At 68.3% G+C, this 25790-nt stretch carries 21 protein-coding genes and 1 pseudogene; 18 read left to right on the top strand and 4 right to left on the bottom strand.

Features of this window, described 5'->3' with window-relative positions:
- Positions 1 to 235 (top strand): annotated as a pseudogene (locus VNS22_RS21035) (thymidine phosphorylase); the annotation flags it as partial.
- A gap of 6 nt (positions 236 to 241) precedes the next feature.
- On the opposite strand, the gene VNS22_RS21030 reads toward VNS22_RS21035, so the two are convergent.
- Both VNS22_RS21030 and VNS22_RS21025 read right to left on the bottom strand, forming a co-directional pair.
- A complete protein-coding gene (locus tag VNS22_RS21030; protein WP_325735934.1) occupies positions 242 to 1027 on the bottom strand; it encodes a phosphate/phosphite/phosphonate ABC transporter substrate-binding protein in 786 nt (261 codons plus the stop codon).
- A 13-nt stretch (positions 1028 to 1040) separates the two neighbouring features.
- Positions 1041 to 1787 (bottom strand): 5'-methylthioadenosine/adenosylhomocysteine nucleosidase, encoded by a 747-nt coding sequence (locus tag VNS22_RS21025; protein WP_325735932.1) that lies wholly within the window; start codon positions 1785 to 1787, stop codon positions 1041 to 1043.
- A 64-nt stretch (positions 1788 to 1851) separates the two neighbouring features.
- On the opposite strand from VNS22_RS21025, the gene VNS22_RS21020 reads away from it, so the two are divergent.
- The 11 genes from VNS22_RS21020 to VNS22_RS20970 all read left to right on the top strand — a co-directional run bounded on the left by VNS22_RS21020 (position 1852) and on the right by VNS22_RS20970 (position 14670).
- Positions 1852 to 2706, top strand: a complete 855-nt coding sequence (locus VNS22_RS21020; RefSeq protein WP_325735930.1) for a VOC family protein — start codon at positions 1852 to 1854, stop codon at positions 2704 to 2706.
- Positions 2707 to 2767: 61 nt separating this feature from the next.
- On the top strand, positions 2768 to 3736 hold the full coding sequence (gene ispH / locus VNS22_RS21015) for a 4-hydroxy-3-methylbut-2-enyl diphosphate reductase (protein WP_325735928.1): 969 nt from the start codon (positions 2768 to 2770) through the stop codon (positions 3734 to 3736).
- 18 nt (positions 3737 to 3754) lie between these two features.
- A complete protein-coding gene (locus VNS22_RS21010) occupies positions 3755 to 4717 on the top strand; it encodes a homoserine kinase (RefSeq protein ID WP_325735926.1) in 963 nt (320 codons plus the stop codon).
- On the top strand, positions 4707 to 5180 hold the full coding sequence (gene rnhA, locus VNS22_RS21005; RefSeq protein ID WP_325735924.1) for a ribonuclease HI: 474 nt from the start codon (positions 4707 to 4709) through the stop codon (positions 5178 to 5180). The genes VNS22_RS21010 and rnhA overlap by 11 nt, the downstream gene beginning before the upstream one ends.
- A 288-nt stretch (positions 5181 to 5468) precedes the next feature.
- Positions 5469 to 7460 (top strand): primary-amine oxidase, encoded by a 1992-nt coding sequence (locus VNS22_RS21000; protein ID WP_325735922.1) that lies wholly within the window; start codon positions 5469 to 5471, stop codon positions 7458 to 7460.
- A 203-nt stretch (positions 7461 to 7663) separates the two neighbouring features.
- Complete coding sequence (locus VNS22_RS20995; protein WP_325735920.1) at positions 7664 to 9649, top strand: primary-amine oxidase; 1986 nt, start codon at positions 7664 to 7666, stop codon at positions 9647 to 9649.
- Between the two features lie 23 nt (positions 9650 to 9672).
- Positions 9673 to 10854, top strand: coding sequence for a PotD/PotF family extracellular solute-binding protein (locus tag VNS22_RS20990; RefSeq protein WP_325735918.1), 1182 nt, complete (start codon positions 9673 to 9675; stop codon positions 10852 to 10854).
- 74 nt (positions 10855 to 10928) lie between these two features.
- Positions 10929 to 12029: an ABC transporter ATP-binding protein gene (locus VNS22_RS20985; protein WP_325735916.1), complete on the top strand. Its 1101-nt coding sequence runs from the start codon at positions 10929 to 10931 to the stop codon at positions 12027 to 12029.
- A gap of 47 nt (positions 12030 to 12076) precedes the next feature.
- Positions 12077 to 13000 (top strand): ABC transporter permease, encoded by a 924-nt coding sequence (locus VNS22_RS20980; RefSeq protein WP_325735914.1) that lies wholly within the window; start codon positions 12077 to 12079, stop codon positions 12998 to 13000.
- Positions 13001 to 13004: 4 nt separating this feature from the next.
- The gene (locus VNS22_RS20975) at positions 13005 to 13811 is read left to right on the top strand and encodes an ABC transporter permease (protein ID WP_325735912.1); all 807 of its coding nucleotides are present in this window, start codon (positions 13005 to 13007) and stop codon (positions 13809 to 13811) included.
- Positions 13812 to 13968: 157 nt separating this feature from the next.
- Positions 13969 to 14670 (top strand): transglutaminase-like cysteine peptidase, encoded by a 702-nt coding sequence (locus tag VNS22_RS20970; RefSeq protein ID WP_325735910.1) that lies wholly within the window; start codon positions 13969 to 13971, stop codon positions 14668 to 14670.
- Here the strand turns inward: VNS22_RS20970 and VNS22_RS20965 are convergent.
- Positions 14662 to 16488, bottom strand: coding sequence for a class I poly(R)-hydroxyalkanoic acid synthase (locus VNS22_RS20965; protein ID WP_325735908.1), 1827 nt, complete (start codon positions 16486 to 16488; stop codon positions 14662 to 14664). The genes VNS22_RS20970 and VNS22_RS20965 overlap by 9 nt on opposite strands.
- Before the next feature lie 172 nt (positions 16489 to 16660).
- Between VNS22_RS20965 and VNS22_RS20960 the strand changes: the two genes are divergently transcribed.
- From VNS22_RS20960 to VNS22_RS20935, 6 genes are all read left to right on the top strand, one after another.
- A complete protein-coding gene (locus tag VNS22_RS20960) occupies positions 16661 to 17617 on the top strand; it encodes a hypothetical protein (RefSeq protein WP_325735906.1) in 957 nt (318 codons plus the stop codon).
- A 112-nt stretch (positions 17618 to 17729) separates the two neighbouring features.
- The gene (locus VNS22_RS20955; RefSeq protein ID WP_325735903.1) at positions 17730 to 18947 is read left to right on the top strand and encodes an LL-diaminopimelate aminotransferase; all 1218 of its coding nucleotides are present in this window, start codon (positions 17730 to 17732) and stop codon (positions 18945 to 18947) included.
- Positions 18944 to 20233 (top strand): homoserine dehydrogenase, encoded by a 1290-nt coding sequence (locus VNS22_RS20950; RefSeq protein WP_325735901.1) that lies wholly within the window; start codon positions 18944 to 18946, stop codon positions 20231 to 20233. The genes VNS22_RS20955 and VNS22_RS20950 overlap by 4 nt, the downstream gene beginning before the upstream one ends.
- A gap of 48 nt (positions 20234 to 20281) precedes the next feature.
- Positions 20282 to 21274: a class II fructose-bisphosphatase gene (glpX, locus tag VNS22_RS20945; RefSeq protein WP_325735899.1), complete on the top strand. Its 993-nt coding sequence runs from the start codon at positions 20282 to 20284 to the stop codon at positions 21272 to 21274.
- Positions 21275 to 21281: 7 nt separating this feature from the next.
- Positions 21282 to 23021, top strand: coding sequence for a single-stranded-DNA-specific exonuclease RecJ (gene recJ, locus VNS22_RS20940; protein WP_325735897.1), 1740 nt, complete (start codon positions 21282 to 21284; stop codon positions 23019 to 23021).
- 49 nt (positions 23022 to 23070) lie between these two features.
- Positions 23071 to 24516, top strand: coding sequence for a TrkH family potassium uptake protein (locus VNS22_RS20935; RefSeq protein ID WP_325735895.1), 1446 nt, complete (start codon positions 23071 to 23073; stop codon positions 24514 to 24516).
- On the opposite strand, the gene VNS22_RS20930 is transcribed toward VNS22_RS20935, so the two are convergent.
- Complete coding sequence (locus VNS22_RS20930; RefSeq protein ID WP_325735893.1) at positions 24517 to 25788, bottom strand: type II secretion system F family protein; 1272 nt, start codon at positions 25786 to 25788, stop codon at positions 24517 to 24519.
- Between the last annotated feature and the right edge of the window lie 2 nt (positions 25789 to 25790).

The raw sequence follows: 25790 nt of genomic DNA, 5'->3' as shown, positions 1-25790 counted from the left end.
GATCATCGGGCTGGGTGGCGGGCGCACCCGGCCGGACCAGGCGATCGACCATGCGGTGGGGCTCAGCGATGTGCTGGAAGTGGGCGAGGCGACCGGGCCCGACCGGCCGCTCCTGATGGTTCATGCCCGTGACGAGGCGGCTGCCGAGGCTGCCATGGCCCGATTGCGGCCGGCCTTCGAGGTCGGGCCAGAACCTGCTGCCCCGCCGCCACTGGTGACCGGGCGGATCGTCTGACGCCCTTTATCCGAGTTCGGTCAGCCCGAGTGCCAGGGCACGCCGGTGCATGCCCGGGATCACCTGATAGGCATCCGGGTTCAGGACGGCCACGCCGTCGATCAGCAGTTCCCCCCGCACCGCCGCCAGCCTCGGGTCGGCACAGGCTGCCTGGATCGCCCGGACCAGGGCCTGCCGGACAGCAACCGGCAGGTCCGGCCGGGTGATGTAGGGCAGGGCAGGGGCTGCGGGCGACCATGCGAGCCGCCGGAGCCCGGCCACCGCTGCCGGCCGGACCCGTGTCGCCAGGGCGAGCGTCACCGCGTCGATCGCTGCGAGATCCGCCTGGCCCTCCCGGACCGCTGCCATGCTCGCCAGATGGCTGCCGGTCCGCACCACCGCGCTGAAGAAGGGGCGGACAGGGCTGATCTCGGCCGCCATCACCCGCAGCACGTTGCAGCCGGACTGGCTGTCCTCGCTGTTGATCGCGACCCTGGCACCCTCGGCGTCGGCGAAACTGGCCATCGGTGCCTCCTCCCGCACCAGTATGGCCGAGCGGTAGAGTGGCCTGTGGCAGCCTTCTGCCGCGTAGCAGGGGGTGGCGAGGTAGCGCATCGCACCGGCCAGGCCATGGGTCAGGGGATAGCCGCAGGTCTGGGAGAACAGGAGGTCGGGCGAGCGCCAGTGCGCCATCAGGTCGGCCGGTCGCTCCAGCCCCATCTCGAAGCCGCCATGCCGGGCGATCCCCTGCCACCAGGCGGCCGTGGCGTCGGCCAGCTCCGGCAGGTCGTACATGGGCAGGCTGGCGGTCATCGGCCGGCGGGCGTCACAGGCTGGCCAGGAGCCGCCGCAGGATCCGGGCCGAGCTGGCCGCGACCTCGTCCACGAACCGGGCGAAGTCGAAGCGCGATTCCTTGCCGGCGAGGTCGGACAAGGCGCGGATGTCCAGATACGGCACGCCGAACGACTGGGCGACCTGGCCGATCGCACCGCCTTCCATCTCGATCGCCCGGCCGCCCAGTTCGCGGAACAGCCGCTCGCGGGTCCGCTCGCAGTGGAGATACTGGTCGCCCGACAGGATCGTCCCATACACGATCCGGGCGGGCCGGCTGCTGCCCGATGCGGTAACAGCGTCCAGCTCGAAGCCGTAGAGGGCGGCCTTCACCTTGGCCAGCAGGTCCGGGTCGACCGGATAGCCCAGCCGGTCGGTCGGGTTGAAGAACGGCACGTGCCCGGCCTGGTAGGTCTGGATCAGGCCATCCTCGATCACGCCCGCATCATGCTGAACGGTGTGGTCGGCGATCACCACGTCGCCGATATGCAGTTCCGGGTCGAGGCCGCCCGCGACGCCGGTGAACACCACCAGCCGGCAGCGGAACCGGTCGCAGAGCAGGGTCGCGGTCAGCGCGGCGTTGACCTTGCCGATCCCGGCACCCACCAGGATCACCTCGTGCCCGTCCAGCCGGCCATGGTCGAAGCGCAGCCCCGCCACCTCGACGACCTCGCGCGCCTCCAGCACGTCGCGCAGATGGGCCAGTTCCTGGGGAATGGCGCAGATCAGTCCGATCGTCACGGGCGGCAACTCCTGCTAGGGGCGGGGCTGCGTAGCTCTAGAGCAGTGTCCGGAGGAGGCAAGGGTGGCAGCAAGGCACCTGGACGGGATCGACCATCTGATCCTGGGCGTGCGCGACCTGGAGGCAGCCCGCCACGCCTTCGCGCGCCTGGGCTTCAACGTGACCCCGCGCGGCCGCCATGTCGGCTGGGGGACGGCCAACTACTGCATCATGTTCGAGCGGGACTATCTGGAACTGCTGGGCATCCTGGACCCCGCGCAGTTCACCAACGGGCTGGACCGGCTGCTCGCCCTGCGCGAGGGCCTGCTCGGCATGGTGCTGCGCTCGACCGACCCCTCGGCCACGGCCGCAGCCTGGCAGGCGGCGGGCCTGCGCCCCGACGGGCCGAAGGATCTCGGCCGGCTCCTGGAGCATGGCGGTCCGGACGGCCAGATGCTGCGCTTCTCGAACGTCTATCCCGCCGCCGAGGCGACCGCGGGCCTGAACTTCTTCGCCTGCCACCACCTGACCCCGGAGCTGCTGCGCCAGACGGCCTGGCTGGCCCATCCGAACGGTGCCGTCGGCATCCGCACCGTGACCTGGCTGGTCCCGGACGTGCCGCCCGTGGTGGACGTGCTGGCCCGGGTCCTGGGGCCGGCCTCGGTCACCTGGACGGACGAGGTCGCCGCCGTCCACGTCGGTGCCGCCACCCTGCTGCTGGCGCGTGCCGAGGACATCGGCATGCTCCATCCGCCTTTGGCCCGGCTGGAGGCACCCGCCGCACCGGTCGCGGTGGCGATGGGCATCCGTGCCGATCCGGACCGCACAAGCGACTTCCTGGGGCGGCAGGGCGTGGCTCATGAGGTCGATGCGGCGGGCGGGATCACCGTGGCGCCGGCGGAAGCCTGCGGCGTCCTGGTCGAGTTCGTGGCGGCCTGAACCTCGTCTTGGCGGGCATGGCGTGCTATCTGCCCGTCCATCTGTTGCCACCGAGCCAGCCATGACCTCGTCGAAACCCGCCCTCACGATCGTTCTCGCCAGCCCGCGCGGCTTTTGCGCCGGCGTGGACCGTGCCATCCAGATCGTGAAGCAGGCGCTCGCCGAGAACGGGCCGCCCGTCTATGTCCGCCACGAGATCGTCCACAATCGCTACGTGGTCGAGGAGCTGGAGGCGATGGGCGCGGTGTTCGTGGAGGAGCTGGACCAGGTGCCGGACGACGGCATCGTGGTGTTCTCCGCCCACGGCGTGCCGAAATCGGTGCCCAACGAGGCCAGGCGCCGCCGGCTCCTGTTCGCCGATGCCACCTGTCCGCTCGTCAGCAAGGTCCATCGCGAGGTGGAGCGCCACCACAAGGCCGGCCTGACCGTGGTCCTGATCGGCCATGCCGGCCATCCCGAGGTGATCGGCACGATGGGCCAGGTGCCCGACGGCTCGGTGCTCCTGGTCGAGACGGTGGAGGACGTGGCGAGGCTGGAGGTGCCGGATCCCGAGCGCCTGGCCTTCTCCACCCAGACCACGCTCTCCGTGCTGGACACGGCCGGCGTGGTGGCGGCGCTGAAGGAGCGCTTCCCCCGGATCGAGGGGCCGCGCAACGAGGACATCTGCTACGCCACCACCAACCGTCAGCAGGCGGTGGCGGCGATCGCCCCCGGCTCCGACCTCACCTTCGTGGTGGGTGCCAAGAACAGCTCGAACTCGATGCGGCTGGTCGAGGTCGCCAAGCGCGAGGGCTGCCCGCGCGCGGAGCTGATCCGCACCGCGGCCGACATCGACTGGGACAGCCTGGGCAATGTGCGCCGGCTGGCGCTGAGTGCCGGCGCCTCGGCACCGGAGATCCTGGTCGACCAGGTGATCGAGGCGGCCCGCCAGCGCTACGAGGTGACCGTCGAGGAAGTGAAGCTGGTCGACGAGAATGTCACCTTCCGGGTGCCGCCCTTACCCAGGCGTCGTCCCGCCCAGGCCGCCTGACCCAGCTTCGGAGCCCTCATGGCGGTCTATACGCCGGTCGATCGAGCCACCCTCGACGCCTTTCTCACGCAGTACGACCTGGGCCGCCTCCTGGACTTCCAGGGCATCCAGGCGGGCGTGGAGAACAGCAACTTCTTCGTCGACACCGAGCGGGGGCGCTACGTCCTCACCATCTACGAGCGCCGGGTGGATCCGGCCGACCTGCCCTTCTTCCTGGGGCTGATGGAGCACCTGGCCGAGCGCGGCATCCACTGCCCGCTGCCGATCCACGGGCGTGACGGCCAGGTCCAGCGCAGCCTGATGGGCAAGCCCGCGGCCATCGTCACCTTCCTGGAAGGCCGCTGCACCGAGATCATCGACCCGGAGCACTGCCAGGCACTGGGCACAGCGCTCGGCCAGCTCCATCGCGAGGGCCGGGACTTCTCTATCCGACGGCAAAACGCGCTGTCGGTCGATGGCTGGCGCCGGCTGCTCGACCTGTGCGAGCCGGATGCCGGCCGGGTCCTGCCGGGCCTGGCGGATGAGCTGGAGCGGGATTTCCAGGCGATCGTCGCCGCTTGGCCGACCGGCCTGCCGTCGGGCGTGATCCATGGCGACCTGTTCCCCGACAACATCTTCTTCCAGGACACGGACGTCACCGGCATCATCGACTTCTATTTCGCCTGCAACGACCTGCTGGCCTATGACCTGGCGGTCTGCACCGTCGCCTGGTGCTTCGACGAGCAGCACGTCTTCCACCCGGAGCGGGCCCGGGCCCTGGTCAGGGGCTATGTCGCCGAGCGCAGGCTGGAGCCCGCCGAGATCCGGGCCCTGCCGCTGCTCTGCCGCGGCGCCTCGCTGCGTTTCCTGCTGACCCGGCTCTATGACTGGCTGAATCGGGTCGACGGCGCGCTGGTCCAGCCCAAGGACCCGCTGGAATATCTGGCGAAGCTGCGCTTCTTCCGCGACGTCACCGACCCGGCGGTGTGCGGTGTCCGCTGAGCCGGCCGACCCGACGCCGGTCGTCATCCACACCGATGGCGGCTGCAGCGGCAATCCCGGTCCGGGCGGCTGGGCGGCGGTGCTCAGCTGGAAGGGTACGGAACGCGAGTTGTCCGGCGGCGAGGACCTCACCACCAACAACCGCATGGAACTCATGGCCGCGATCGGTGCCCTGGAGGCGCTCAAGCGGCCGATGAAGGTCGAGCTCTACACGGACAGCGTCTATCTGCGCGACGGCATCACCCGCTGGATCCACGGCTGGAAGCGCAACGGCTGGAAGACCGCGGCCAAGGCTGCGGTGAAGAACGAGGATCTCTGGCGCCGGCTGGACGAGGCCGTCCGGCGCCACGACGTCACCTGGCACTGGCTGAAGGGCCATGCCGGCCACCCGGAAAACGAGCGCTGCGACCAGCTCGCCGGGGCGGAGATCAAGAAGCGCAAGCGGCTGCTGGCCGGGGGCTGAGCCGGCCTCGCCTGTCTGCCTCGGTTCGCGCCAGGTCCTGCCCGAGGCGAAGGCAGGCTGCCGCATGGTCGCGCAACTGTCCGGTCTTGTGCGAATTTGAGCGAATTTCTGCCGGCAGCACCGAATCGCACGAAACTTCACGTTACTCGAAGATTTGGCTTGCTGGCCCTGAGCGGTTGCCGGATCCTTCTGGCCGTGCGGCCGAAGGCGCGTTTCGGCCGCTTGCGCGTGGACAAGCGCGTGGCGAGTGCCCGGTCCACCCGTGTCCAGAGACCCTTGGAGATAATGATGGCGTTGCGCGTCGAAGAGGCCATTCTGGCCAGTCCCGTGGTGAAGCCCTCGCACCCGCTGGACCCGTTGAACGCGGACGAGATCAAGCAGGCTGCCGCGATCATCCGCGACCATTTCGCCATGGGCGAGGATCTGCGGGTCGAGACCATCGACATCCAGGAGCCGCCCAAGGATCTGGTGCGCAACTTCGTGGAAGGCAGCGACTTCCCGCGCATCGCCCGGTTCAACGCGTATAAGCGCGGCGTGATGGGCGTGTGGGTCGGCCGGATCGACCTGAACAAGGGCGAGGTGATCCAGAAGGAGTTCCGCGAGAACGCCCGGGCCATGGTCGCGGTCGAGGAGATCCTCGACATCGAGCGCAAGGTGAAGGATCACCCGGACTTCCGCGCGGCACTGGCCAAGCGCGGCCTGCTCGACGAGGTCGAGTACATGGCGGTGGATCCCTGGACGGTCGGTAGCTTCGGCTACGAGAAGGAGACCGGCCGCCGGGTGATGAACTGCTTCATCTGGATGCGCACCTTCCCGCTCGACAACTACTACGCCCATCCGGTCGAGGGCCTGCACGTCCTGGTCGATCTGGCCACCGCCGAGATCATCGAGGTCACCGACCATTTCGCTGAGAAGGGTGACTACATTCCGGTGCCGCGCGAGCCGCGCAACTACGACGCGGCGCTGCTCAAGGACTTCCGCAAGCCCTCCTCGCGCCTGGACGTGGTCCAGCCCGACGGTGCCGGCTTCGTGGTCGAGGGCAACAAGGTCACCTGGGAGAACTGGGACTTCCGGGTCGGCTTCAACGGCCGCGAGGGCCTGACGCTGCATTGCGTCGCCTATACCCATAACGATGTGCGCCGGCCGATCATGTATCGCGGCTCGATCGCCGAGATGGTGGTGCCCTACGGCACGCCCGAGCGTTCGCACTATCGCAAGAACGTGTTCGACAATGGCGAGCTGGGCTTTGGCCGCATGGCCAACTCGCTGGAACTCGGCTGCGACTGCCTGGGCGTCATCCACTATTTCGACGCCGTGGTGCCGACCCTGTTCGGCGAGCCGCGTACCATCAAGAACGCCATCTGCCTCCATGAGGAGGATGCCGGCCTTTCCTGGAAGCACTACGACCTGCGCACCGAGCGCACCGAGGTGCGTCGGGCCCGCAAGCTGGTGATCTCGTCGATCTCGACGATCGGCAACTACGAGTACGCGTCCTACTGGTACCTGCACCAGGACGGCCGCATCGAGTACGAGATGAAGGCCACCGGCATCATCAATACGGCGGCCTGCTGGCCGGGCCAGCCCGGCAAGTGGGGCACCGAGGTGGCGCCCGGCATCGTCGGCCACATCCACCAGCACGTGTTCTGCGCGCGCCTGGACATGGAAGTGGACGGGCCGAACAACACCGTAGTCGAGTGCGATACGGTGGCCGAGCCGATGGGCTCGCCGGAGAATCCCTACGGCAACGCCTTCTATGTCGTGCAGAAGCCGCTGAAGACCGAGCTCGAGGCGCGCCGCGACTACGACTTCGCCAAGCAGCGCTACTGGAAGATCGTCAACCCGGAGAAGAAGAACTGGGTCGGCACGCCGGTGGGCTTCAAGCTGGAAACGCCGTCCGCCATCCAGGCCTTCACCCATCCGGACAGCCCGTCCGGCAAGCGCGGCCGCTTCATCCAGCACCATCTCTGGGTGACGCCCTATCATCCCGAGGAGCGCTATCCGGCGGGCGAGTTCGTCAACCAGTCCACCGGTGACGACAGCGTCGAGACCTGGAGCGACCAGAACCGGCCGATCGAGAACACCGACATCGTGCTCTGGCACAGCTTCGGCCTGCACCACCTGCCCAGGCCGGAGGACCATCCGGTCCAGCCTTGTGTGGTCTGCGGCTTCAAGCTGATGCCGAACGGCTTCTTCGACCAGAATCCGGTGATCGACCTGCCGCCGGAGAAGAACATGGCGAGCTGCTCGGCTTCGACGAAGAAGAGCGACTGCTGCCACTGACGCATCGGCGGATCGCCAGCGCGATCTCCGGACGCTGACAGGAACCCCACGTCGAGCGATCGGCGCGGGGTTCTTTGCGTTCTGGGCAAGTCAGTATCTGCACATTTTTTAAGCTTTAATGCAGAAAATTTGGGCTTGCACTTTCGAGATCTTGCCTGATCCTGTTCCGGTCGCCTCGAAGACGATCAAGGGGAGGGTGAATCATGGCGCTGCGACTGGAGGAGACTCTCTCGGCCGGAGTTAAGGCCAGGCCCGATCATCCCCTGGACCCGCTGTTCCCCGAGGAGATCGTGGCAGCCTCGACCGCCGTGCGCGGCCGGTTCGAGCCGGGCACCGACCTCCTGTTCGAGACGATCGACCTGGAGGAGCCGGCCAAGGAGGTCGTACGCGCCCATATGCCTGGGGCGGACTTCCCGCGCGTGGCACGGTTCAACGCCTACAAGCGCGGCGAGTCCGGCGTCTATCGGGGCTTGGTCGACCTGGTCGCCGGGAAGGTTGCCAGGATGGACTTCCTGCCTGACGCCCGGCCGATGATCTCACCCGAAGAGTTCATGATGGTCGAGGCGGCGGCCAAGGCCGATCCACGCTTCATCGCGGCGCTGGAACGGCGGGGCCTGGCCGACAAGTTGGACCTGGTCTGCGTCGACCCCTGGAGTGCCGGCAATTTCGGCGTGCCCGGCGAGGAGAACCGGCGCCTGGCCCACACCTTCGTGTGGATGCGGATGTTTCCCCTCGACAACTACTATGCCCATCCGGTCGAGGGCATCAACGTGGTGGTCGATGTCGACCAGATGACCGTCCTGCGGGTCGACGACTGGTACGAGGACAAGGACCACCATGTCCCGGTGCCGACCACGCCGTGCAACTATGACCACGAGATCCTGACCGAGTACCAGCCGCATCCCAAGCCGCTCGACATCGTCCAGCCGGAGGGCCCGAGCTTCACGGTCGAAGGGCACAGGATCAGCTGGCTCGGCTGGGATCTGCGGGTCGGCTTCAACGGCCGGGAAGGCCTGGTCCTGCACCAGATCGGCTATACGAAGAACGGCAAGCGCCGGCCGATCGTGTATCGCGCGTCGATCGCCGAGATGGTGGTGCCCTATGGCTCCAAGGACAACGCGCATCACCGCAAGAACGTGTTCGACAGCGGCGAGTACGGCTTCGGCCGGCTGGTGAACTCGCTGGAGCTCGGCTGCGACTGCCTTGGGCACATCCACTATTTCGACGTGGACCTGTCCGACCTCAGCGGCAACGTGCGCACCATCAAGAACGCGATCTGCCTCCATGAGGAGGATGCCGGCCTCGCCTGGAAGCATTTCGACTTCCGCACCGAGCGGACCGAGGTGCGGCGGATGCGCAAGCTGGTGATCTCCTCGATCACCACGGTCGGCAACTACGAGTATGCCTCCTACTGGTACATCTACCAGGACGGCAACATCGAGTTCGAGATGAAGGCGACCGGCGTCATCAACACCGCGGCCTGCATCCCCGGCCAGCCCGGCAAGTACGGCACCGAAGTGGCGCCGGGCGTGGTCGGCCAGATCCACCAGCACGTGTTCAGCGCGCGCCTCGACATGGAGGTCGACGGGCCAAACAACACGGTGGTCGAGTGCAACACGGTGGCGCCGCCGATGGGGCCGGACAGCCCGCATGGCAACGTCTTCTATATGGAGGAAACCAGGCTGGCGTCCGAGCTGGCGGCCAGGCGCAACGCCAACTTCGATACCCAGCGCTATTGGAAGATCATCAACCCCGAGAAGAAGAACTGGGTCGGCACGCCGACCGGCTACAAGCTGCTGCCGACCTCGGCGGTCAAGGCGTTCACCGACCCGCGCGGCCCGTCCGGCAAGCGGGCGAGCTTCATGCACCACCATCTCTGGGTGACGCCGTTTGCGCCCGACGAGCGCTATCCCGCCGGCGAGTTCATGAACCATTCCACCGGTGAGGAGGGCCTGCCGGCCTGGACCGCGCAGGACCGGCCGGTCGAGAACACCGACATCGTCCTCTGGCACAGTTTTGGCTTGCACCACCTGCCGAGGCTCGAGGACCACCCGGTGCAGCCCTGCGTGCGTTGCGGCTTCATGCTGATGCCCACCGGATTCTTCGACCAGAACCCCGTCATCGACCTGCCGCCCGGCAAGAACCAGGCGAGCCGGACGAACGGCGGCGAGAGGTGCTGTTCAGCATAGTTCATCCCGGGGGGAATTGCTCGATGAAGCGGAAGAATTTGTTGCAGTCCTTCAGCGCTTCCCGACGGGAACTCCTGCGCCGATCAGCGGCCCTGGCCGGCGGCATCGCCGCCGCCTCGGCCCTGCCACGCGCAGCGCTGGCCGCGCGCGAGAACGAGCTGACCGTCTATTGCTGGGAGGGGTACAACTCGGACAAGGTGCTGGACCCGTTCCGCACCGAGTTCGACTGCGACGTGCGGGCCCAGGGCCTGATCTCCGACCCGGATGCGGTCAACCAGCTGCGCGCCGGTGACACCAAGATCTGGGACGTCATCAACCTGAACAACAGCTGGGGCCGCCGCCAGCTCTATCCCGAGAACCTGATCGTGCCACTCGATCAGGAGCGGTTCCGGCCGCACTGGGACATGATGCTGCCGGAGTTCAAGTGGCCCTACCACTGGGCCATGTCCGAGGACGGCAAGGAGCTGCTCGGCAACATCCAGCGCTTCGGCCCGTCCGGGATGAATGTCGACACCAACGTCGTCTCGGTCGAGATGGCCGAGGACCAGGGCTACAACCTGTTCCTCGAGGACGACTTCGCCGGCAAGTACGCCGTCCTGAAGTATGACGACTGGGCGATCATGCACACGGCGCTAGCGGCGGGCTTCAGCCCGTTCCGCAAGCTCACCGACGACGAGATCGGCCGGTTCGAGACGGTGATGCGCAAGATCATCACCAATGCCGCCTTCGTTTCCGATGACCTGAACGCTATCGCGCTGGGCGTCATCAACGGCTCGATCTCGGCGAGCTTCCCGGGCAGCGTCTATACCGTCTCCACCGCCCGCTACGACGGCAACCCGCACTTCACCTGCGTGGTGCCGAAGAACGGTCCGGCCGAACTCGGCGGCAAGAACGGCGTGTGCTGGATGGAGCTGACCTCGCTGGTCAACAACCCGCAGCTCTCGCCGCGTGGTGCGGACTTCCTGGAGTATGTGCTGCGCCCGGAGGTGTGCAAGAACGTCGCCTTTGCCGAGGGCACGTTCAATCCGGTGGCGCAGATGGGCGATCCCAGGGTGATGGAGCAGTTCTCGACCGAGGAGCTGGACGCGTTCCAGTGGGACCGGATGCCGGAGCTGATGGCGCGCTGCGCCGACTTCGACGACATCCCGGACTATCCGAAGCTGCACGCGATCTTCACCACGGCGCTGCGCGAAAAGGGCGCCTGATCACGCTTTCGGGCCGGGCTTGTCCCGGCCCTTTTCGTCTCCTGGCTCCGGATCACAGGAAAGCGTCTCAAGCGATGGCCACCACTGAAGCTGCGGCCCGGGCAGCCCAGCCGATCCTCCAGCTCCGCGCGATCGAGAAGGTCTTCGACCAGTTCGCCGCGGTCGACCGCATCACGCTCGACATCCGGGAGGGCGAGTTCTTCACGATCGTGGGGCCGTCCGGCTCGGGCAAGACCACCATGGTCCGCATGCTGGTCGGCATGGACAAGCCCACCAGTGGCGACATCCTGCTGCGCGGCCAGCGGATCAACGACGTACCAGCCAACAAGCGGCCGACCTGCATGGTCTTCCAGTCGCTGGCGCTGTTCCCGCACCGCACGGTCGGCCAGAACATCGAGTTCCCGCTCAAGATCCGCGGCGTCGATCCCGCCGCGCGCAAGCAGCGGGCGCTGGAGCTGCTGGCCCAGCTCCGCCTGCCCGACCATTACTACGGCAAGGCGGTGACGCAGTGCTCGGGCGGCGAGCGACAGCGCGTAGCGCTGGCCCGGGCCCTGGCGTTCGATCCCGAGATCCTGTTCTTCGACGAGCCACTCTCGGCACTCGACTACAAGCTGCGCAAGGTGCTGGAGAAGGAGCTCAAGGACATCCACCGCCAGACCGGCAAGACCTTCGTCTACATCACCCACTCGCTGGAGGAGGCGATGGTGATGTCCGACCGGATCGGGGTGATGAACCGCGGCCGCTTCGTCCAGGTCGGCACGCCCAACGAGATCTATGGCAGCCCGACCACCCGGTTCGTTTCCGAGTTCATGGGCGAGGTGAACATCCTGGACGTCACCGTCGGCCCCGACGGCACGGCCACCGACGACGTCACCGGTGCGCGCTACCTGGTGCCGGCATCGGCCGGCGCCGGCCCATGCTCGCTGGTGATCCGCCCGGAATCGCTGCGCTTCGTGGCCAAGCCCAGCCAGGCCCACAATGTCGTGACCGGCACGGTCTACAACGAATACCTCCTGGGCTCGCGGGTCCAGTACCAGATCCGGGTCGGCGAGAAGCAGGTGCTCCTGCTCGAGAACCTGCGCGACCAGCGCTACGAGGGCGACCTGGACAGCCAAGTATCCGTCGGCTGGGACACGGGCGATTCGATGATCTTCCCGAAGGGGGCGCTGCAGTGATGTGCCGGCCCACCGCTTCGCGAACCTCTGCCTTCCGGAGGCGCTAGATGGCGCAGGCAACCGGTATCGTGACGATCACGCCGGCCACGGCCGCGCGAGCGGCGCCGAAGCCGTCCGGCTGGCGGGCCTGGCTCCGGCAGCCGGGCGTGCTAACCGCCCTGCCGATGGCTTTGCTGATGCTGACAGGCTTCGTGGCGCCGCTGCTGCTCGTGGTGGCGTTCGCCTTCATGCCGCCGCAGAGCTTCTCGATCCTGCAGCCGCCGACCCTGGCGAACTTCCAGGAGATCTTCGCCAACTCCTTCTACCGGTCCTTCCTGGCCTCGCTCTACCTGGCAGCGGCCACCACGCTCATCTGCATGGTCGTCTGCTACCCGGTGGCCTACGCCATGGTCCGGGTGTTCGGCCGGGTCGCAGGCGTGCTGGCGCTCCTGATCACCGCACCTTTGTTCGTCGCCGACAATCTGCGCCTGGTGGGCTGGATGCTGTTCCTGGTCAAGGGCGGCGTCCTGTCCGGGGCGCTGCAGGCTTGGTTCGGCATCGCCACCGATTCGATGCTCTACACGGTGAGCGCCACCCTGTTCGGCCTAGTCTACACCTATCTGCCCTTCATGCTGTTCCCGATGATCATGGGCATCGCCATGGTGCCGCTTGAGATGCGGGAGGCAGCGTTCGACCTGGGGGCCACGCGCTGGCAGGTGCTGCGCGAGGTCGACATCCCGCTGGCCATGCCGGGCATCCTGATCGGCGCGCTGATGACCTTCATCCTGGCCGCCGGTGCATTGTCCGAGCCGCGCATCCTGGGCGGCAGTTCGGTGGTGATGATCGCCCAGGACATCCAGAACGAGTTCACCTTCGCCCAGAACTGGCCGAAGGGCTCGGCCTTGTCGGTGCTGATGATCCTGGTGGCCGGCGTACTCGCCGTCACGCTACTCAAACGAATCGACCTCGACGGCATCTTCGGACGGAAATGAGCGCATGAACGAGATCGGCCGTCCGGCGCGCTGGCTCTACGGGACGTTGATCGGCCTGGTGCTGGTGTTCGTCTACCTGCCCATGATGACGCTCGTGATGGCGTCCTTCTCCCGCTCCAAGTTCTTCAAGTTCCCGATCCCGCAGTTCGCGACCAACTGGTACGCGGACGTGTTCGCCTCGCTCTCGATCCGCAGCTTCTTCTGGACCTCGCTCGTGATCGCCCTGCTGGTCGCGACGATCGCCACGGTGCTGGCCTTCTTCGGCGCCCTGGCGTTTGCGCGCTACCGCTGGGCCGGCCGCAAGCTCTACCAGAAGATCCTGCTTCTCCCGATCCTGTTCCCCCAGGCGGTGCTGGGCCTGGCCCTGCTCCTGTGGTTCTCCGCGATTGGGGTCACGCCCTCCTGGCAGGCCGCGGTGTTCGCACATCTGGTCTGGATCGCGCCCATCACCACGCTGGTGATCGCCATCCAGGTCTATTCCTTCGATCCGGCGATGGAGGAGGCTGCGGTCGACCTGGGGGCCACCCGCTGGCAGACCCTGAGGGAGGTCACCCTGCCGATCCTCACGCCGGGCATCGTGTCGGGCTTCCTGTCCGCCTTCCTCCTGTCCTGGGCGAACTTTCCGCTCTCGATGTTCTCGACCGGCGCCGACCAGACCATCCCCGAATGGATCAGCGCCAAGATCCAGTCCGGCTACACGCCGCAGGTGCCGGCCGTCGGCACGCTCACCATGCTGGCCGCGGTGATCGTGATGGCACTGGGCGGCTTCGCGGCCTGGCTCCATGCCAGGCGCCGCTCCGGCCTCGCCTGAGCGGGAACCGGGCTGCCCGCCAGTGACCGGGTAGCCCGGTATGCCGGGGCCGAGGCTGGCCGCCGGCGTTTCCATTTCGTTCACTGTTTCCGGGCAATCCTGCGCTCCGAGGAAACGCGACGGGCTCATGTAGAGGCCGCGCAAGCCGGAGCGCCCGATGATGCCGAGCATCATCCGTGCAGGCCTCGTCGCGGGGCTGGCACTGACATGTAGTCTCTTGCCCAAGGCGGTGGTCGCGATGCCCGCCATCTTCGATACGGTCGAGGTCAGGGCGGACCGGCAGCTCGCCCTGCCGCAGTGGCGGCGCGTCGCCCAGCAGGTGCTGGCCGAGGAGCCGATCTACCGCGCCTGTGCGGAGGCCGCGCCCGCCTGCCCGTCCAAGGCCACGACCGCCTGGCAGGCCCTGTTGCAGGACCTGCAGGGCCAGGATCGCCTGAGCCAGGTGCGGGCGCTCAACCGCTTCGCCAACCGCATTCCCTATCGCTCCGACCAGGAGGTCTGGGGACGGAGCGACTACTGGGCGTCACCGCTGGAGTTCCTGCGCCGGACCGGCGACTGCGAGGACTATGCGATCCTGAAATACCATTCCCTGCGCCAGCTGGGCGTGCCGGCCAGCGACATGCGCATGGTCGTGGTCCAGGACACGATGCGCGATCTGGCCCATGCGGTGCTGGTGGTGCTGGTCGACGGCCGCCTCCTGGTCATGGACAACCTGACCAACGCGATCATGCCGCAGGAGCGCACCCCCCACTATGTTCCTTATTATTCGGTGAACGAAGAGGCCCGCTGGGCGCATCTGGAACGCGGCGGCCAGCGGCTGGCAGCGCTGGCTACCGGCCGGCCGGCCCCGTTACGCTGACGGGTCGGCCGGGCTGGCCGGGGCGGTGTCGGCCCGGATCTTCGCATAGCTCCCGGGCGCGTCCTCAAGGGCGGGCAGGCCACCCTCTCCCGGCACCCGAGCGGCCACCAGCGCGCCCGATTTCGGCTTGAGCCAGTCGCGCCAGTCGTCCCACCAGCTGCCCGGGTGCTCGGTCGCACCCGCCAGCCAGTCGGCGGGATCGGGTGGCAGCTCGTCATTGACCCAGTAGCCGTACTTGCCCGAGTGCGGCGGGTTGACCACGCCCGCGATATGGCCGGAGCCCGCCAGCACGAAGCGCTTGGGGCCCTGGTAGATCCGGGTCGCGGCATAGGTGCTCTGCCAGGGTGCGATATGGTCCTCGCGGGTGCTGACCCAGTAGACCGGCAGCTTCACCTTGCGCAGGTCGATCGGCACGCCGCACAGGCTGATCCCGCCCGGCTCGACCAGTTTGTTCTCATGATAGAACTTGCGCAGGTAGAAGCTGTGCATCGTCGCCGGCATGCGCGTGCTGTCGCTGTTCCAGTACAGGAGGTCGAACGGGAACGGCTCCTTGCCGAGCAGGTAGTTGTTCACGACGAACGACCAGATCAGGTCGTTGGCCCGCAGCATGTTGAAGGTGTGAGCCATCTCCGCACCTTCCAGATAGCCGGTGCGCGACATCTGAGCCTCGATGGCCTTGAGCTGCTCCTCGTCGATGAACACGCCGAGCTCGCCCGGCTGCTTGAAGTCGACCAGCGTCGTGAAGAACGTCACCGCCTTGATCCGGCTGTCGCGCTTCGTCGCCATGTAGGCCAGCGTGGAGGCCATCAGCGTGCCGCCCAGGCAGTAGCCGATCGCGTTGACCGCCTTCTCGCCGACCGCCTGCTCGATCGCATCGAGTGCTGCCAGGATGCCGTCGCGCATGTAGTCCTCGAAGCTCTTGTGCGCGAGCTTCGCGTCCGGATTGACCCAGGAGACCACGAAGGTCGTGAAGCCCTGGTCGCAGCAATACTTGATGAAGCTGTTCTTCGGCTGGAGGTCCAGGATGTAGAACTTGTTGATCCAGGGCGGCACGATCAGGAGCGGGCGTTTGTACTGCTTCTCCGTGGTCGGCTCATACTGGATGAGCTGCATGAGGTCGTTCTGGTAGACCACCTTGCCCGGGGTGGTGGCGATGTTCCGCCCCACCTCGAAGGCCTCCAGGTCGGTCATCTTGATCGACAGCCGGCCCTTGCCGCGCTCCAGGTCCTCCAGCAGGTGGCTGAGACCCTTCAGCAGGTTCTCGCCTTTGGTATCGATCGTCTCGCGCAGGACCTGAGGGTTGGTGGCCACGAAGTTCGAGGGGGCCAGCGCATCGACGAACTGGCGGGTGTAGAAGGCCAGCTTGGCCTGGGTCTTTTCGTCCAGCCCGTCCGCCTCGCTGACCGTCTTGAGCAGGAAGCGGGAGGTCAGCAGGTAGGACTGCTTGATGAAGTCGAACACGGGGTTCTCTTCCCAAGCCGCGTCCTTGAAGCGCCGGTCGCCCCGTTCGGGCACCACCACCGCCTCCGGCTCGCCGCCGAGCAGGCGCGAGGTCGTGGAGTTCCAAAGGCGCAGATAGTCCTGCCAGAGCGAGAACTGCGCGCTCATCACCTCAGCGGGGCTGGACCACAGCCTCGCACCCAGCTCCACCATCGCGGAGCCAAGTCCCAGCGGATCCATGCCCGGAGGTGCCGGCTCCAGAAGCTGCTGGCGTTCCATGAAGTCGTGCATGAGCTTCTGGCTGCGGCCGGCAATCTCGCTAAGGACCGCCGCCGTGTCCGGCTCATCGGCAGCTACCGCCTTCGCTTGTTCGCCCATGTTTTCGGACCCTCGGTGCCTTTGCCTCCGCCCCCAGGCCTCGTGTAGACGAGCCGTACCGCTCCTGCCAACGATGCCGGGCGCTTGTGGAACCGTTAACCCAAACGGACGTGGCATGCTGGATCGAGAGATTGTTCCCCCGCAGTGCGGGAACCGCCGCCGTCCGGCTCCCATGCCGCTGGCCTACGCGCTGCTCGTCCTGCCGGTGCTGGCGGCCTGCAGCACCCAGCCTGAGCCGGCGGTGGTCGAGCCGGCCGACCGGATCATCGCCGAGGATGCCGCCAGGGCCGCGGCCATCCAACCACTCGAGAACACCTATCCGAGCGTGCGCGAAGTCCCGCCGCGGCCCAAGCTCAGCTACAGTGCGGCGCAGCGCCGGCAGATCCAGGAGGGGCTCGTCGCCGATCGGGCGCACGCCAAGCAAACCGCGGAACTGGTGCGCACCACCGAGGGCGCCTCGCCGCCACCCATGCCGCCTGTGCCGGAGGTGATGCCGGCCGAGGAGCCACGTCCGGCCCCGCGCACGACGCAGCCCCGTGCGCCCGCCAAGGTGCGGCTGATCGAGCGGCGCGACACGAGCGGCGACCTGTCGTCCTTCCTGGACGATGTCATGGCGGTGGGGCCGGAGGTCGACCAGATCGAGCCATCCCTGGTGCCGTCGCCGCGCAGCCTGCCGGCCAACCGCCTGACGACGACGGACCCGGCGGATGCGGGCGGCGTCGATGGCAGCCTGTCGGCCGGCATAGCCGGGTTCTTCGGCGACGGCACGGTCGCCGTCACCGGCACCGAGGAGGCGCCCGCCGGGGCGCCGGCACCGCTGGAAGCGGGCCGGCGCTGGCTGTTCCCGCTCGATGCCGGCCAGCTCGCACCGAACAGGGCGGCGGTGGAGCCGATGCTCGCCGAACTGGTCGGCACCGGTGCCCTCACCGGTCGCCGCGTCGCGGTCACCGGCCGCTCGGCGGATGCCGAACTTGCTGCGCAGCGCGCCCAGGCTATGGCCGATCTGCTGCGCCGCCAAGGCGTGCCGTCCGACCGGATCGAGCAGGCGCAGGACACAGCTGGCCAGAGCGAGGCGGTCGATGTCCGGGTCCTAGGCATCGCCGCACCCGGCACCGCGCCCGGAGGCTGAGCCGCCACGGCCGATGCGATCGGGTGCATGTGCGAGCGGTGCCGTTCGTGCTAGATGGCGCCCACCACGCCGATCCGTCCGCAGCGCTGCGGGACTGCCGGGACATTGTTCGATGCAGCAAGCCTTTCACCGTATCCGCCGCCTGCCGCCCTACGTGTTCGCCGAGGTGAACCGGCTGAAGGCGGAGGCGCGGGCGGCCGGCCGGGATGTGATCGACCTGGGCATGGGCAATCCCGATACGCCCACGCCCAAGCACATCGTCGAGAAGCTGGTGGAAACGGTGCGCGATGGTCGGACCCACCGCTATTCCACCTCGCGCGGCATCCCGGGCCTGCGCCGCTCGCTGACGGGCTATTACGGGCGTCGGTTCGGGGTGAAGCTCGACCCCGAGCGCGAGGTCTGCGTGACGCTGGGCTCCAAGGAAGGCTTGGCCAACCTGGCCCAGGCGATCACCGCCCCCGGTGACACCATCCTGGTGCCGAACCCGTCCTACCCGATCCACCCCTACGGCTTCATCATTGCGGGCGCCGGCATCCGGCACGTGCCGATGCGGGACGGGCCGGACCTGCTGCGCGAGCTGGCCCACGCGGCCGAGCATTCGGTGCCGGCGCCGACCATGATGGTGCTGAACTTCCCCTCCAACCCGACCGCCAAGGTGGTCGACCGGAAATTCTACGAGGAGGCGGTGCGGTTCGCCAAGGCGAAGGACATGTTCATCCTGTCCGACATCGCCTACTCGGAAATCTGGTTCGACAGCCCGCCGCCCTCGATCCTGGAGGTGGAAGGCGGCTTCGACGTCGCGGTCGAGTTCTCGTCCTTATCCAAGACCTATTCCATGCCGGGCTGGCGGATCGGCTTTGCCGCCGGCAACCAGCGCCTGATCGCGGCGCTCACCCGGATCAAGTCGTACCTCGACTATGGTGCGTTCACGCCCATCCAGGTGGCGGCCACCGCCGCCCTGGACGGGCCGCAGGACTGCGTCGAGAAGATCCGCCTGCTCTACAAGGAACGGCGTGACGTGCTGATCGACGGGCTGGCCAAGGCCGGCTGGAACGTGCCGCCGCCGCCCGCCACCATGTTCGCCTGGGCGCCGATCCCGGAGCCGTTCCGCGAGCTGGGCTCGCTGGGCTTCGCCAAGCTGCTGATCGAGGAAGCCGAGGTCGCGGTCGCCCCCGGGATCGGCTTTGGCGAATATGGCGACGGCCATGTCCGCCTGGCCCTGGTCGAGAACAAGCAGCGCCTGCGCCAGGCTGCCCGCAACATCAAGGCGTTCTTCGGGCGCCATGGCATCTCGCCCAAGCCGGGCTCCTCGGTGCTGGAGGCGGCATGAGCCCGCTGCGCATCGGGATCGCCGGGCTCGGCACGGTCGGCGCCGCCACCGTCCAGCTGATCGAGGAGAATGCGCAGGTCCTGGCCCTGCGCACCGGCCGCCGGCTGCAGATCACGGCCGTGTCCGCGCGCGACCGCGGCAAGGACCGCGGCTTTCTGGCGGACCGCTATCGCTGGTACGAGGACGCCCGGGCACTGGCCGCCGATCCCGAGGTCGATCTGGTCTGCGAGCTGATCGGCGGCTCGGAGGGCGTAGCACTCGACCTGGTCCGCCAGGCGCTGCGTGCCGGCAAGCACGTGGTCACCGCCAACAAGGCGCTGCTCGCCCATCATGGCGGCGCGCTCGCCAGGCTCGCCGAGGAGCATGGCGCGGTGCTGGCCTTCGAGCCGGCCGTGGCCGGCGGCATCCCGATCGTGAAGGCTTTGCGTGAAGGCCTCGCCGCCAACCGGATCCGCCGGATCACCGGCATCCTGAACGGCACCTCCAACTACATCCTGACCACGATGCGCGAGACCGGGCGGGATTTCGCGACCGTGCTCGCCGAGGCGCAGGCCAAGGGCTATGCCGAGGCCGACCCGTCCTTCGACGTGGACGGCATCGACGCCGCGCACAAGCTCTCGCTGCTTGCCAGCCTCGCCTATGGCTGCGTGCCGCGCTTCGACGCGATGCAGCCCGAGGGAATCCGGGCGATCAAGCCGGTCGATATCGACTTTGCCGCCCAGCTCGGCCTGCGGATCAAGCTGCTCGGCACCGCCCGGCTCACCGAGGCCGGGCTGGTCCTGCGCATGCACCCGGCCATGGTGCCGCTGACGGCACCGATCGCGGCGGTGGAGGGCGTGTTCAACGGGATCGCCGTGGAAGGCGACCGGGTCGGCACCACCATGTTCGAGGGCAGGGGTGCCGGTGCCGGGCCCACCGCCTCGGCCGTGGTGGCCGACATCGTCGACATCGCCCGCGGCCTGCGCCTTCCGACCTTCGGCGTGCCGGCAGCCGACCTCGTCGAGCGGAAACTGGCTCCGGCCGAGGATCTGGTCGGCAGCTACTATCTGCGCCTGGAGGTGGTCGACCGGCCGGGCGTGCTGGCCGACATCGCGGCCGTGCTGCGCGACCATCAGGTCTCGATCGAGAGCCTGATCCAGCGCGGTCGCGACCCCGAGCAGCCGGTGACCCTGGTGATCACCACCCACGAGGCGGCCGAGGGTGCGATGACGCGCGCCCTGGCCGTGATCGCCGGCCTGTCCGTAGTGCTGGAGGCGCCGACCATGATCCGGGTCGAGCGTACTTGACACGAGTTTTCGCAAGAACCCTGGGCGCCATGCCCGAAGAGGCCGATGATGAGCGACTATCAAAGTGAAGACCGCAACCTCGCCATGGACGCCGTGCGCGTGACCGAGGCCGCGGCGCTGGCGGCTTCCCGGCTGATGGGTCTGGGCGACGAGAAGGCGGCCGACCAGGCCGCGGTCGACGCGATGCGTTCCGCCCTGAACGTGCTCGACATCGAAGGCACGGTGGTGATCGGCGAGGGGGAGCGCGACGAGGCGCCGATGCTCTATATCGGCGAGAAGGTCGGCACCGGGCGCGGCCCCGAGGTCGACATCGCGCTCGACCCGCTGGAAGGCACCACGATCTGCGCCAAGGGCGGCGCCAACGCGCTGGCCTGCCTCGCCATGGCGGCCAAGGGCGGCTTCCTCAACGCGCCCGATGTCTACATGGAGAAGATCGCGGTGGGCGGCGGCCTGCCCAAGGACGTGATCCGGCTGGGTGACGCGCCCAAGGAAAATCTCCACCGTCTGGCCGAGGCCAAGGGCGTGCAGGTCAACGACCTGGTGGTGATGATCCTGGACCGGCCGCGCCATGCCGAGCTCATCGCCGACGTGCGCAAGGCGGGTGCCCGGATCCGGCTGATCGGCGACGGCGACGTGGCCGGCGTGATCGCGACCTCGCGCGCCGATACCGGTGTGGACATCTACATGGGCAGCGGCGGCGCGCCCGAGGGCGTGCTGGCCTCGGCGGCGCTACGCTGCATCGGCGGCCAGTTCCAGGGCAAGCTCCTGTTCCGCAACGACGACGAGAAGACCCGGGCGCGCAAGTTCGGGGTCGAGGACTTCGATCGGGTGTATCACCTGGAGGACCTGGCGAAGGGCGACGTGACCTTCTGCGCCACCGGCGTCACCGACGGCACCATGCTGCAGGGTATCCGCCGGATCGGCACGCGGATCACCACCCATTCGATCGTGATGCGCTCGAAGACGGGCACCGTGCGCACCGTGCATGCCGAGCACAATCTCGGCCTGAAGCGCGGCGTGGTCCCGCATTTCGGCCGCTGATCGTCCATTGCTGGATCAGCTGAGCCCGGTCTCGGGCCGGCCCTGGCGGGAGCGGCCGGCCGATCCCGACCTCGTCGCCGCGCTGGTCCAGCGCAAGGGGCTGGCGGACGTGGTGGCGCGGGTGCTGGCCGGACGCGGCATCGGCCTGGACGAGGTCGACCGCTTCCTGGAGCCGCGCCTGCGCGACTTCCTGGTCGACCCCTCGCATCTGGCCGACATGGACAAGGCCGCCGCCCGGCTGGTGCAGGCGGTGCGGGACAAAGAGCCGGTCGGGATCATCGGCGACTACGACGTGGATGGCGCCACCTCGGCAGCATTGCTCAGCCGCTGGCTGCGCGGGCTGGGCGTCCCGGTGGAGATCGAGATCCCCGACCGGCTGCTGGACGGCTATGGGCCCAATTCGGGAGCGCTCGACCGGCTGCGGCTGGCCGGCTGCCGGCTGGTCGCGTCCCTGGACAGCGGCACCACCGCGTTCGAGCCCCTGGCCCATGCCGCCCTGCATGGCCAGGAGGTGATCGTGGTCGACCACCATGCGGCCGAGGCGGAGCTGCCGCGCGCCTATGCGGTGGTGAACCCGAACCGGCAGGACCAGGACAGCCCCTGCGGCCATCTGGCAGCGGTGGGGGTGACCTTCCTCCTGCTGGTGGCGGCCAATCGCGAGCTGCGGCGCCATGGCCTGGCAGAGCCCGACCTGATGGGCCTGCTCGACCTGGTGGCCCTCGGCACGGTCTGCGATGTGGTGCCCCTGCGCGGCCTGAACCGCGCCTTCGTGCGCCAGGGCCTGCGGGTCATGGCCAGGGGCGAGAACACCGGCCTGGCCAGCCTGTCGCGTGAGGCGAAGGCGCCGGAGCTGCTGGAGGCCTGGCATTTGGGCTTCCTCTTGGGGCCGCGCATCAATGCGGGCGGCCGGATCGACCAGGCTGATCTCGGCGTGCGGCTGCTCACCGAGACCGATGCCGGCGAGGCCGGGGCGATCGCCGCCAGGCTCGACCAGCTCAACGCCCGGCGCCGCCAGATCGAGCGGGAGATCCTGGACCTGGCCGACCGCTCGGTCCGGACCCAGCTCGACGAGGATGCGCCGGTGCTGGTGGCCTCGGGGGAGGGCTGGCATCCGGGCGTGATCGGGATCGTCGCCAGCCGGCTGGTCGAACGCTATGACCGCCCGGTCTTCGTGATCGGCTTCGATGCCGACGGCATCGGCAAGGGCTCGGCCCGTTCCGTGCCGGGTGTGGATCTCGGCCAGGCCGTGATCGCCGCCCGCCAGGCCGGCATCCTGCAAAAGGGCGGCGGCCACCCGATGGCGGCCGGGGTCACGGTCGAGGCCGCCCGGCTGGAGGAGTTCCGCCGCCACCTCCTGGACCGGATACCCGCGCGAACAGCGTCGACCGGCCAGCGCCGGCCGATCGAGCTGGATGCATCGGTCTCGATCGGCGCCTGTCGACGCGAGCTGGCGACCGCCTTTCAGCAGCTGCAGCCGTTCGGCCAGGGCAACGAGGAGCCCCGCCTCCATCTGGTCGACGCACGCATTGCCAGCGCCCGCCCGGTCGGCGCCGGCCATCTCGCCGTGCGGATCGAAGGACGCGACGGCGGCCGGGTCGCGGGCATTGCGTTTCGGGCGCTGGAACGGCCGCTGGGCGACCTGCTGCGCGCTGCCGACCGGCCGATGCAACTGGCGGGCACCCTGAAGCTGGACCGCTACCAGGGCGACGAGCGGATCTGCTTCCACATCGACGACGCTGCGGCCTGAGGCGGTACGGAGCCGCCATGGCCAGCATGCAGTTCGACGGTTCCTGCCGATGATCGACGTACGGCCGGTGTTCTATGCCCTGGGCGCGCTCTTGTGCATCCTGTCGATGTTCATGCTCGTGCCGATGCTGGCGGACCTGGCCTATGACAGCGACGATGCCGACAGCTTCCTGCTCTCCGCCTGCGTCACCGGCTTCTTCGGCGTGGCGCTGGTGCTGGCCTTCCATGTCGAGGACCTGAAGGTCGACCGTCGCCAGGGCTTCCTCCTGACCGCACTTGCCTGGTTCGTGCTCTCGGGTTTCGCTGCCCTGCCGTTCCGGTTCAGCGGCATGGAGCTGAGCTTCGCCGGGGCTTATTTCGAATCGATGTCGGGCCTCACCGCCACGGGCAGTTCGGCGATCGCGGACCTGTCGCTCGCCCCGCCCGGCATCCTGTTGTGGCGCGGGCTGCTCAACGCCCTGGGCGGCGCCGGGATCATCGTCGTGGCGCTGGTGATGCTGCCTTTCCTGTCGGTGGGCGGCATGCAGCTGTTCCGCACCGAATCTTCCGACCGCAGCGAGAAGCTGTTCCCGCGCATCGACCAGATCGCGGGTGCCACCATCGCCGTCTATTCCGGCCTGATCATGCTCTGCGTGTTCGTATATGCAGCGCTCGGCATGAACACGTTCGACGCGGTCGTTCACGGCATGGCGACCGTCGCGACCGGCGGCTTCGGCAACTATTCCAACAGTTTCGCCTCCTACGATGCGCCGATCCTCTGGGCGGCGACCCTGTTCATGATCTCTGGCAGCCTGCCCCTGGCGCTGATCGCGCTGTCCCTCAACCGGGGGCCAGCTGTCCTGCTGAAGGACCCGCAGATCCGGACCTTTGTCGTCTTCCTCGCCTGTGCGGTGGTTCTGGTCACCGTCTGGCTGGTGGTGATGGCCGGTGCGCCCCTGTTCTGGGCAGTCACCCACGCCGCCTTCAACGTCGTCTCCATCGTCTCCACCACAGGCTTCGCCTCCGACGACTATCTGCAGTGGGGGCCGCTTCCGGTGGTGGCGTTCCTGTTCCTGTCCACGATCGGTGGCTGCACCGGATCGACCACCGGTGGTCTGAAGATCTTCCGCTACCAGGTCATGGCCATGCTGCTGCGCCGTCACCGCAACGAGACGGTGATGCCGCACACGGTCTATGTCCGCCGCTATGGTGAGCGGCCGATTGGCGACGATGTCGTGCGGGCGGTGCTGGTGCTGTTCGCCCTCTACGGCGCCACCGTGATCTGCCTGGCGCTGGGCTTGGCCGCGACCGGGCTCGAGTTCGAGACCGCCATCTCGGGTGCGGTCACCGCGGTCAGCAATGTCGGCCCCGGGATCGGCGACCGGATCGGGCCGGTCGGCAGCTTCGCCAGCCTGTCCGACCTGGCGCTCTGGATGCTGTCCTTGGGCATGCTGGTCGGGCGGCTGGAGTTCACCACCGTGTTCATCCTGTTCAGCCGCCGCTTCTGGCAGGCCTGATCAGCGCACGCCCGCCAGGTCGTTGACGGCGATCACGGCGGCCAGGATCGAGAGAACCACGCCGGCCACGGCCACGCCCAGGCCGACCACGATCACCGGCTCCAGGATCGACAGGATCCGCTGGATCCGCTCCTCCAGCCTGGTCTCGAACCAGCCGGCCGCCTGCTGCAGCGTTGCGCCCAGCCGGCCTGTCTCTTCGCCGATCCGGCACAGGCGGATCGCCTGGGGTGCCAGCAGGCCGGCATCGTTCAGGCAGAGCCAGAGCGGGCGGCCCTGGCGCACGCCGGCCAGCGCACGATCCAGGCTGGCCGACACCGCACGGTTGTTCACCGCGTCGCGGGTGAGCTGCAGCGCCTGCGGCAGCTCCACGCCGCCGGACAGGAGCGAGCCCAGCATCCGGGTGGTCTGCGCCGTGGCGCGCGCCCTCGCCATCGGGCCGATCAGCGGCAGGCGCAGGAGCAGGCGGTGGAGGAACTTGCCGCCGGCATCCTGCCGGGCGAGGGCCACCAGGAGGAAGACCAGCACCGCCAATGCTATCGCAGTGACGACGCCGTTGGTCTCGACGAAGCGGGCGACGGCGAGGGTCACCTGGGTAGAGCCCGGCAGGCTGGCGCCGGCATCGGCGAACAGCGGCTCGAACTGCGGCACCACCACGGTCAGCAGCACCAGCAGCGAACCGATCGCCACCACGGCCAGCAGGATCGGATAGGTCATGGCCCCGATCAGCTTGGCGCGCATCCGTTCCTCGCGCTCACGCAGGGCCGCCAGCTCCAGCAGCGCCGAATCCAGCGCACCGGTCGCCTCGCCGGCCCGTACCATGCCGAGATAGGCGCGCGGGAATAGCCTGGGATGCTGGGCCAGCGCGTCGGTGAAGCTCTTGCCGCCCTTCACCTCGCCCAGGAGTTGCTGAATCACGGTGCCCATCTTGCCGAGCGTGTCGTCACCGCCGAGCGTTTCCAGCGACCAGGCCAGGGTCTGCCCGGCCGACACCAGGGTAGCGAGCTCACGGGTGAACTGGGTGACCACCGCGCCGCTGATGCCGAACAAGCCGCCCCGCCCGCTGGCCCGCACCGCCGGGCGCGGCTCGCCGCTCCGGGCGGCACCGCGCGGGCTGGCGGCGCGCGCCGCACCCGGCCGGCCTTCCGCCAGCTCGATCGGCACGAGCCCCATCGCTTCCAGCGCACGCACCGCCGAGGCGCGGTTGGCGCCCTCGACGTCGCCGCTGGTCATCTGGCCGGCCGCGGTGAGCGCCCGATAGCGGAACGATGCCATCC

This window comes from Geminicoccus sp. (assembly GCF_035556675.1).
Classification (GTDB): Bacteria; Pseudomonadota; Alphaproteobacteria; order Geminicoccales; family Geminicoccaceae; genus Geminicoccus.
The sequence above is the reverse complement of the archived record's forward strand: the minus strand, read 5'-3'. Positions and strand labels throughout refer to the sequence as shown.

Coding starts and splice junctions, on each gene's coding strand:
- VNS22_RS20985 (WP_325735916.1), top strand. CDS start 10,929: ATGGCCACCACTGAAGCTGCGGCCCGGGCAGCCCAGCCGATCCTCCAG.
- VNS22_RS20980 (WP_325735914.1), top strand. CDS start 12,077: ATGGCGCAGGCAACCGGTATCGTGACGATCACGCCGGCCACGGCCGCG.
- VNS22_RS20960 (WP_325735906.1), top strand. CDS start 16,661: ATGCCGCTGGCCTACGCGCTGCTCGTCCTGCCGGTGCTGGCGGCCTGC.
- VNS22_RS20995 (WP_325735920.1), top strand. CDS start 7,664: ATGGCGCTGCGACTGGAGGAGACTCTCTCGGCCGGAGTTAAGGCCAGG.
- VNS22_RS20970 (WP_325735910.1), top strand. CDS start 13,969: ATGATGCCGAGCATCATCCGTGCAGGCCTCGTCGCGGGGCTGGCACTG.
- glpX (WP_325735899.1), top strand. CDS start 20,282: ATGAGCGACTATCAAAGTGAAGACCGCAACCTCGCCATGGACGCCGTG.
- VNS22_RS20965 (WP_325735908.1), bottom strand. CDS start 16,488: ATGGGCGAACAAGCGAAGGCGGTAGCTGCCGATGAGCCGGACACGGCG.
- VNS22_RS20930 (WP_325735893.1), bottom strand. CDS start 25,788: ATGGCATCGTTCCGCTATCGGGCGCTCACCGCGGCCGGCCAGATGACC.
- ispH (WP_325735928.1), top strand. CDS start 2,768: ATGACCTCGTCGAAACCCGCCCTCACGATCGTTCTCGCCAGCCCGCGC.
- VNS22_RS20955 (WP_325735903.1), top strand. CDS start 17,730: ATGCAGCAAGCCTTTCACCGTATCCGCCGCCTGCCGCCCTACGTGTTC.
- VNS22_RS21010 (WP_325735926.1), top strand. CDS start 3,755: ATGGCGGTCTATACGCCGGTCGATCGAGCCACCCTCGACGCCTTTCTC.
- VNS22_RS20950 (WP_325735901.1), top strand. CDS start 18,944: ATGAGCCCGCTGCGCATCGGGATCGCCGGGCTCGGCACGGTCGGCGCC.
- VNS22_RS20935 (WP_325735895.1), top strand. CDS start 23,071: ATGATCGACGTACGGCCGGTGTTCTATGCCCTGGGCGCGCTCTTGTGC.
- VNS22_RS21000 (WP_325735922.1), top strand. CDS start 5,469: ATGGCGTTGCGCGTCGAAGAGGCCATTCTGGCCAGTCCCGTGGTGAAG.
- VNS22_RS20990 (WP_325735918.1), top strand. CDS start 9,673: ATGAAGCGGAAGAATTTGTTGCAGTCCTTCAGCGCTTCCCGACGGGAA.
- VNS22_RS21030 (WP_325735934.1), bottom strand. CDS start 1,027: ATGACCGCCAGCCTGCCCATGTACGACCTGCCGGAGCTGGCCGACGCC.
- VNS22_RS20975 (WP_325735912.1), top strand. CDS start 13,005: ATGAACGAGATCGGCCGTCCGGCGCGCTGGCTCTACGGGACGTTGATC.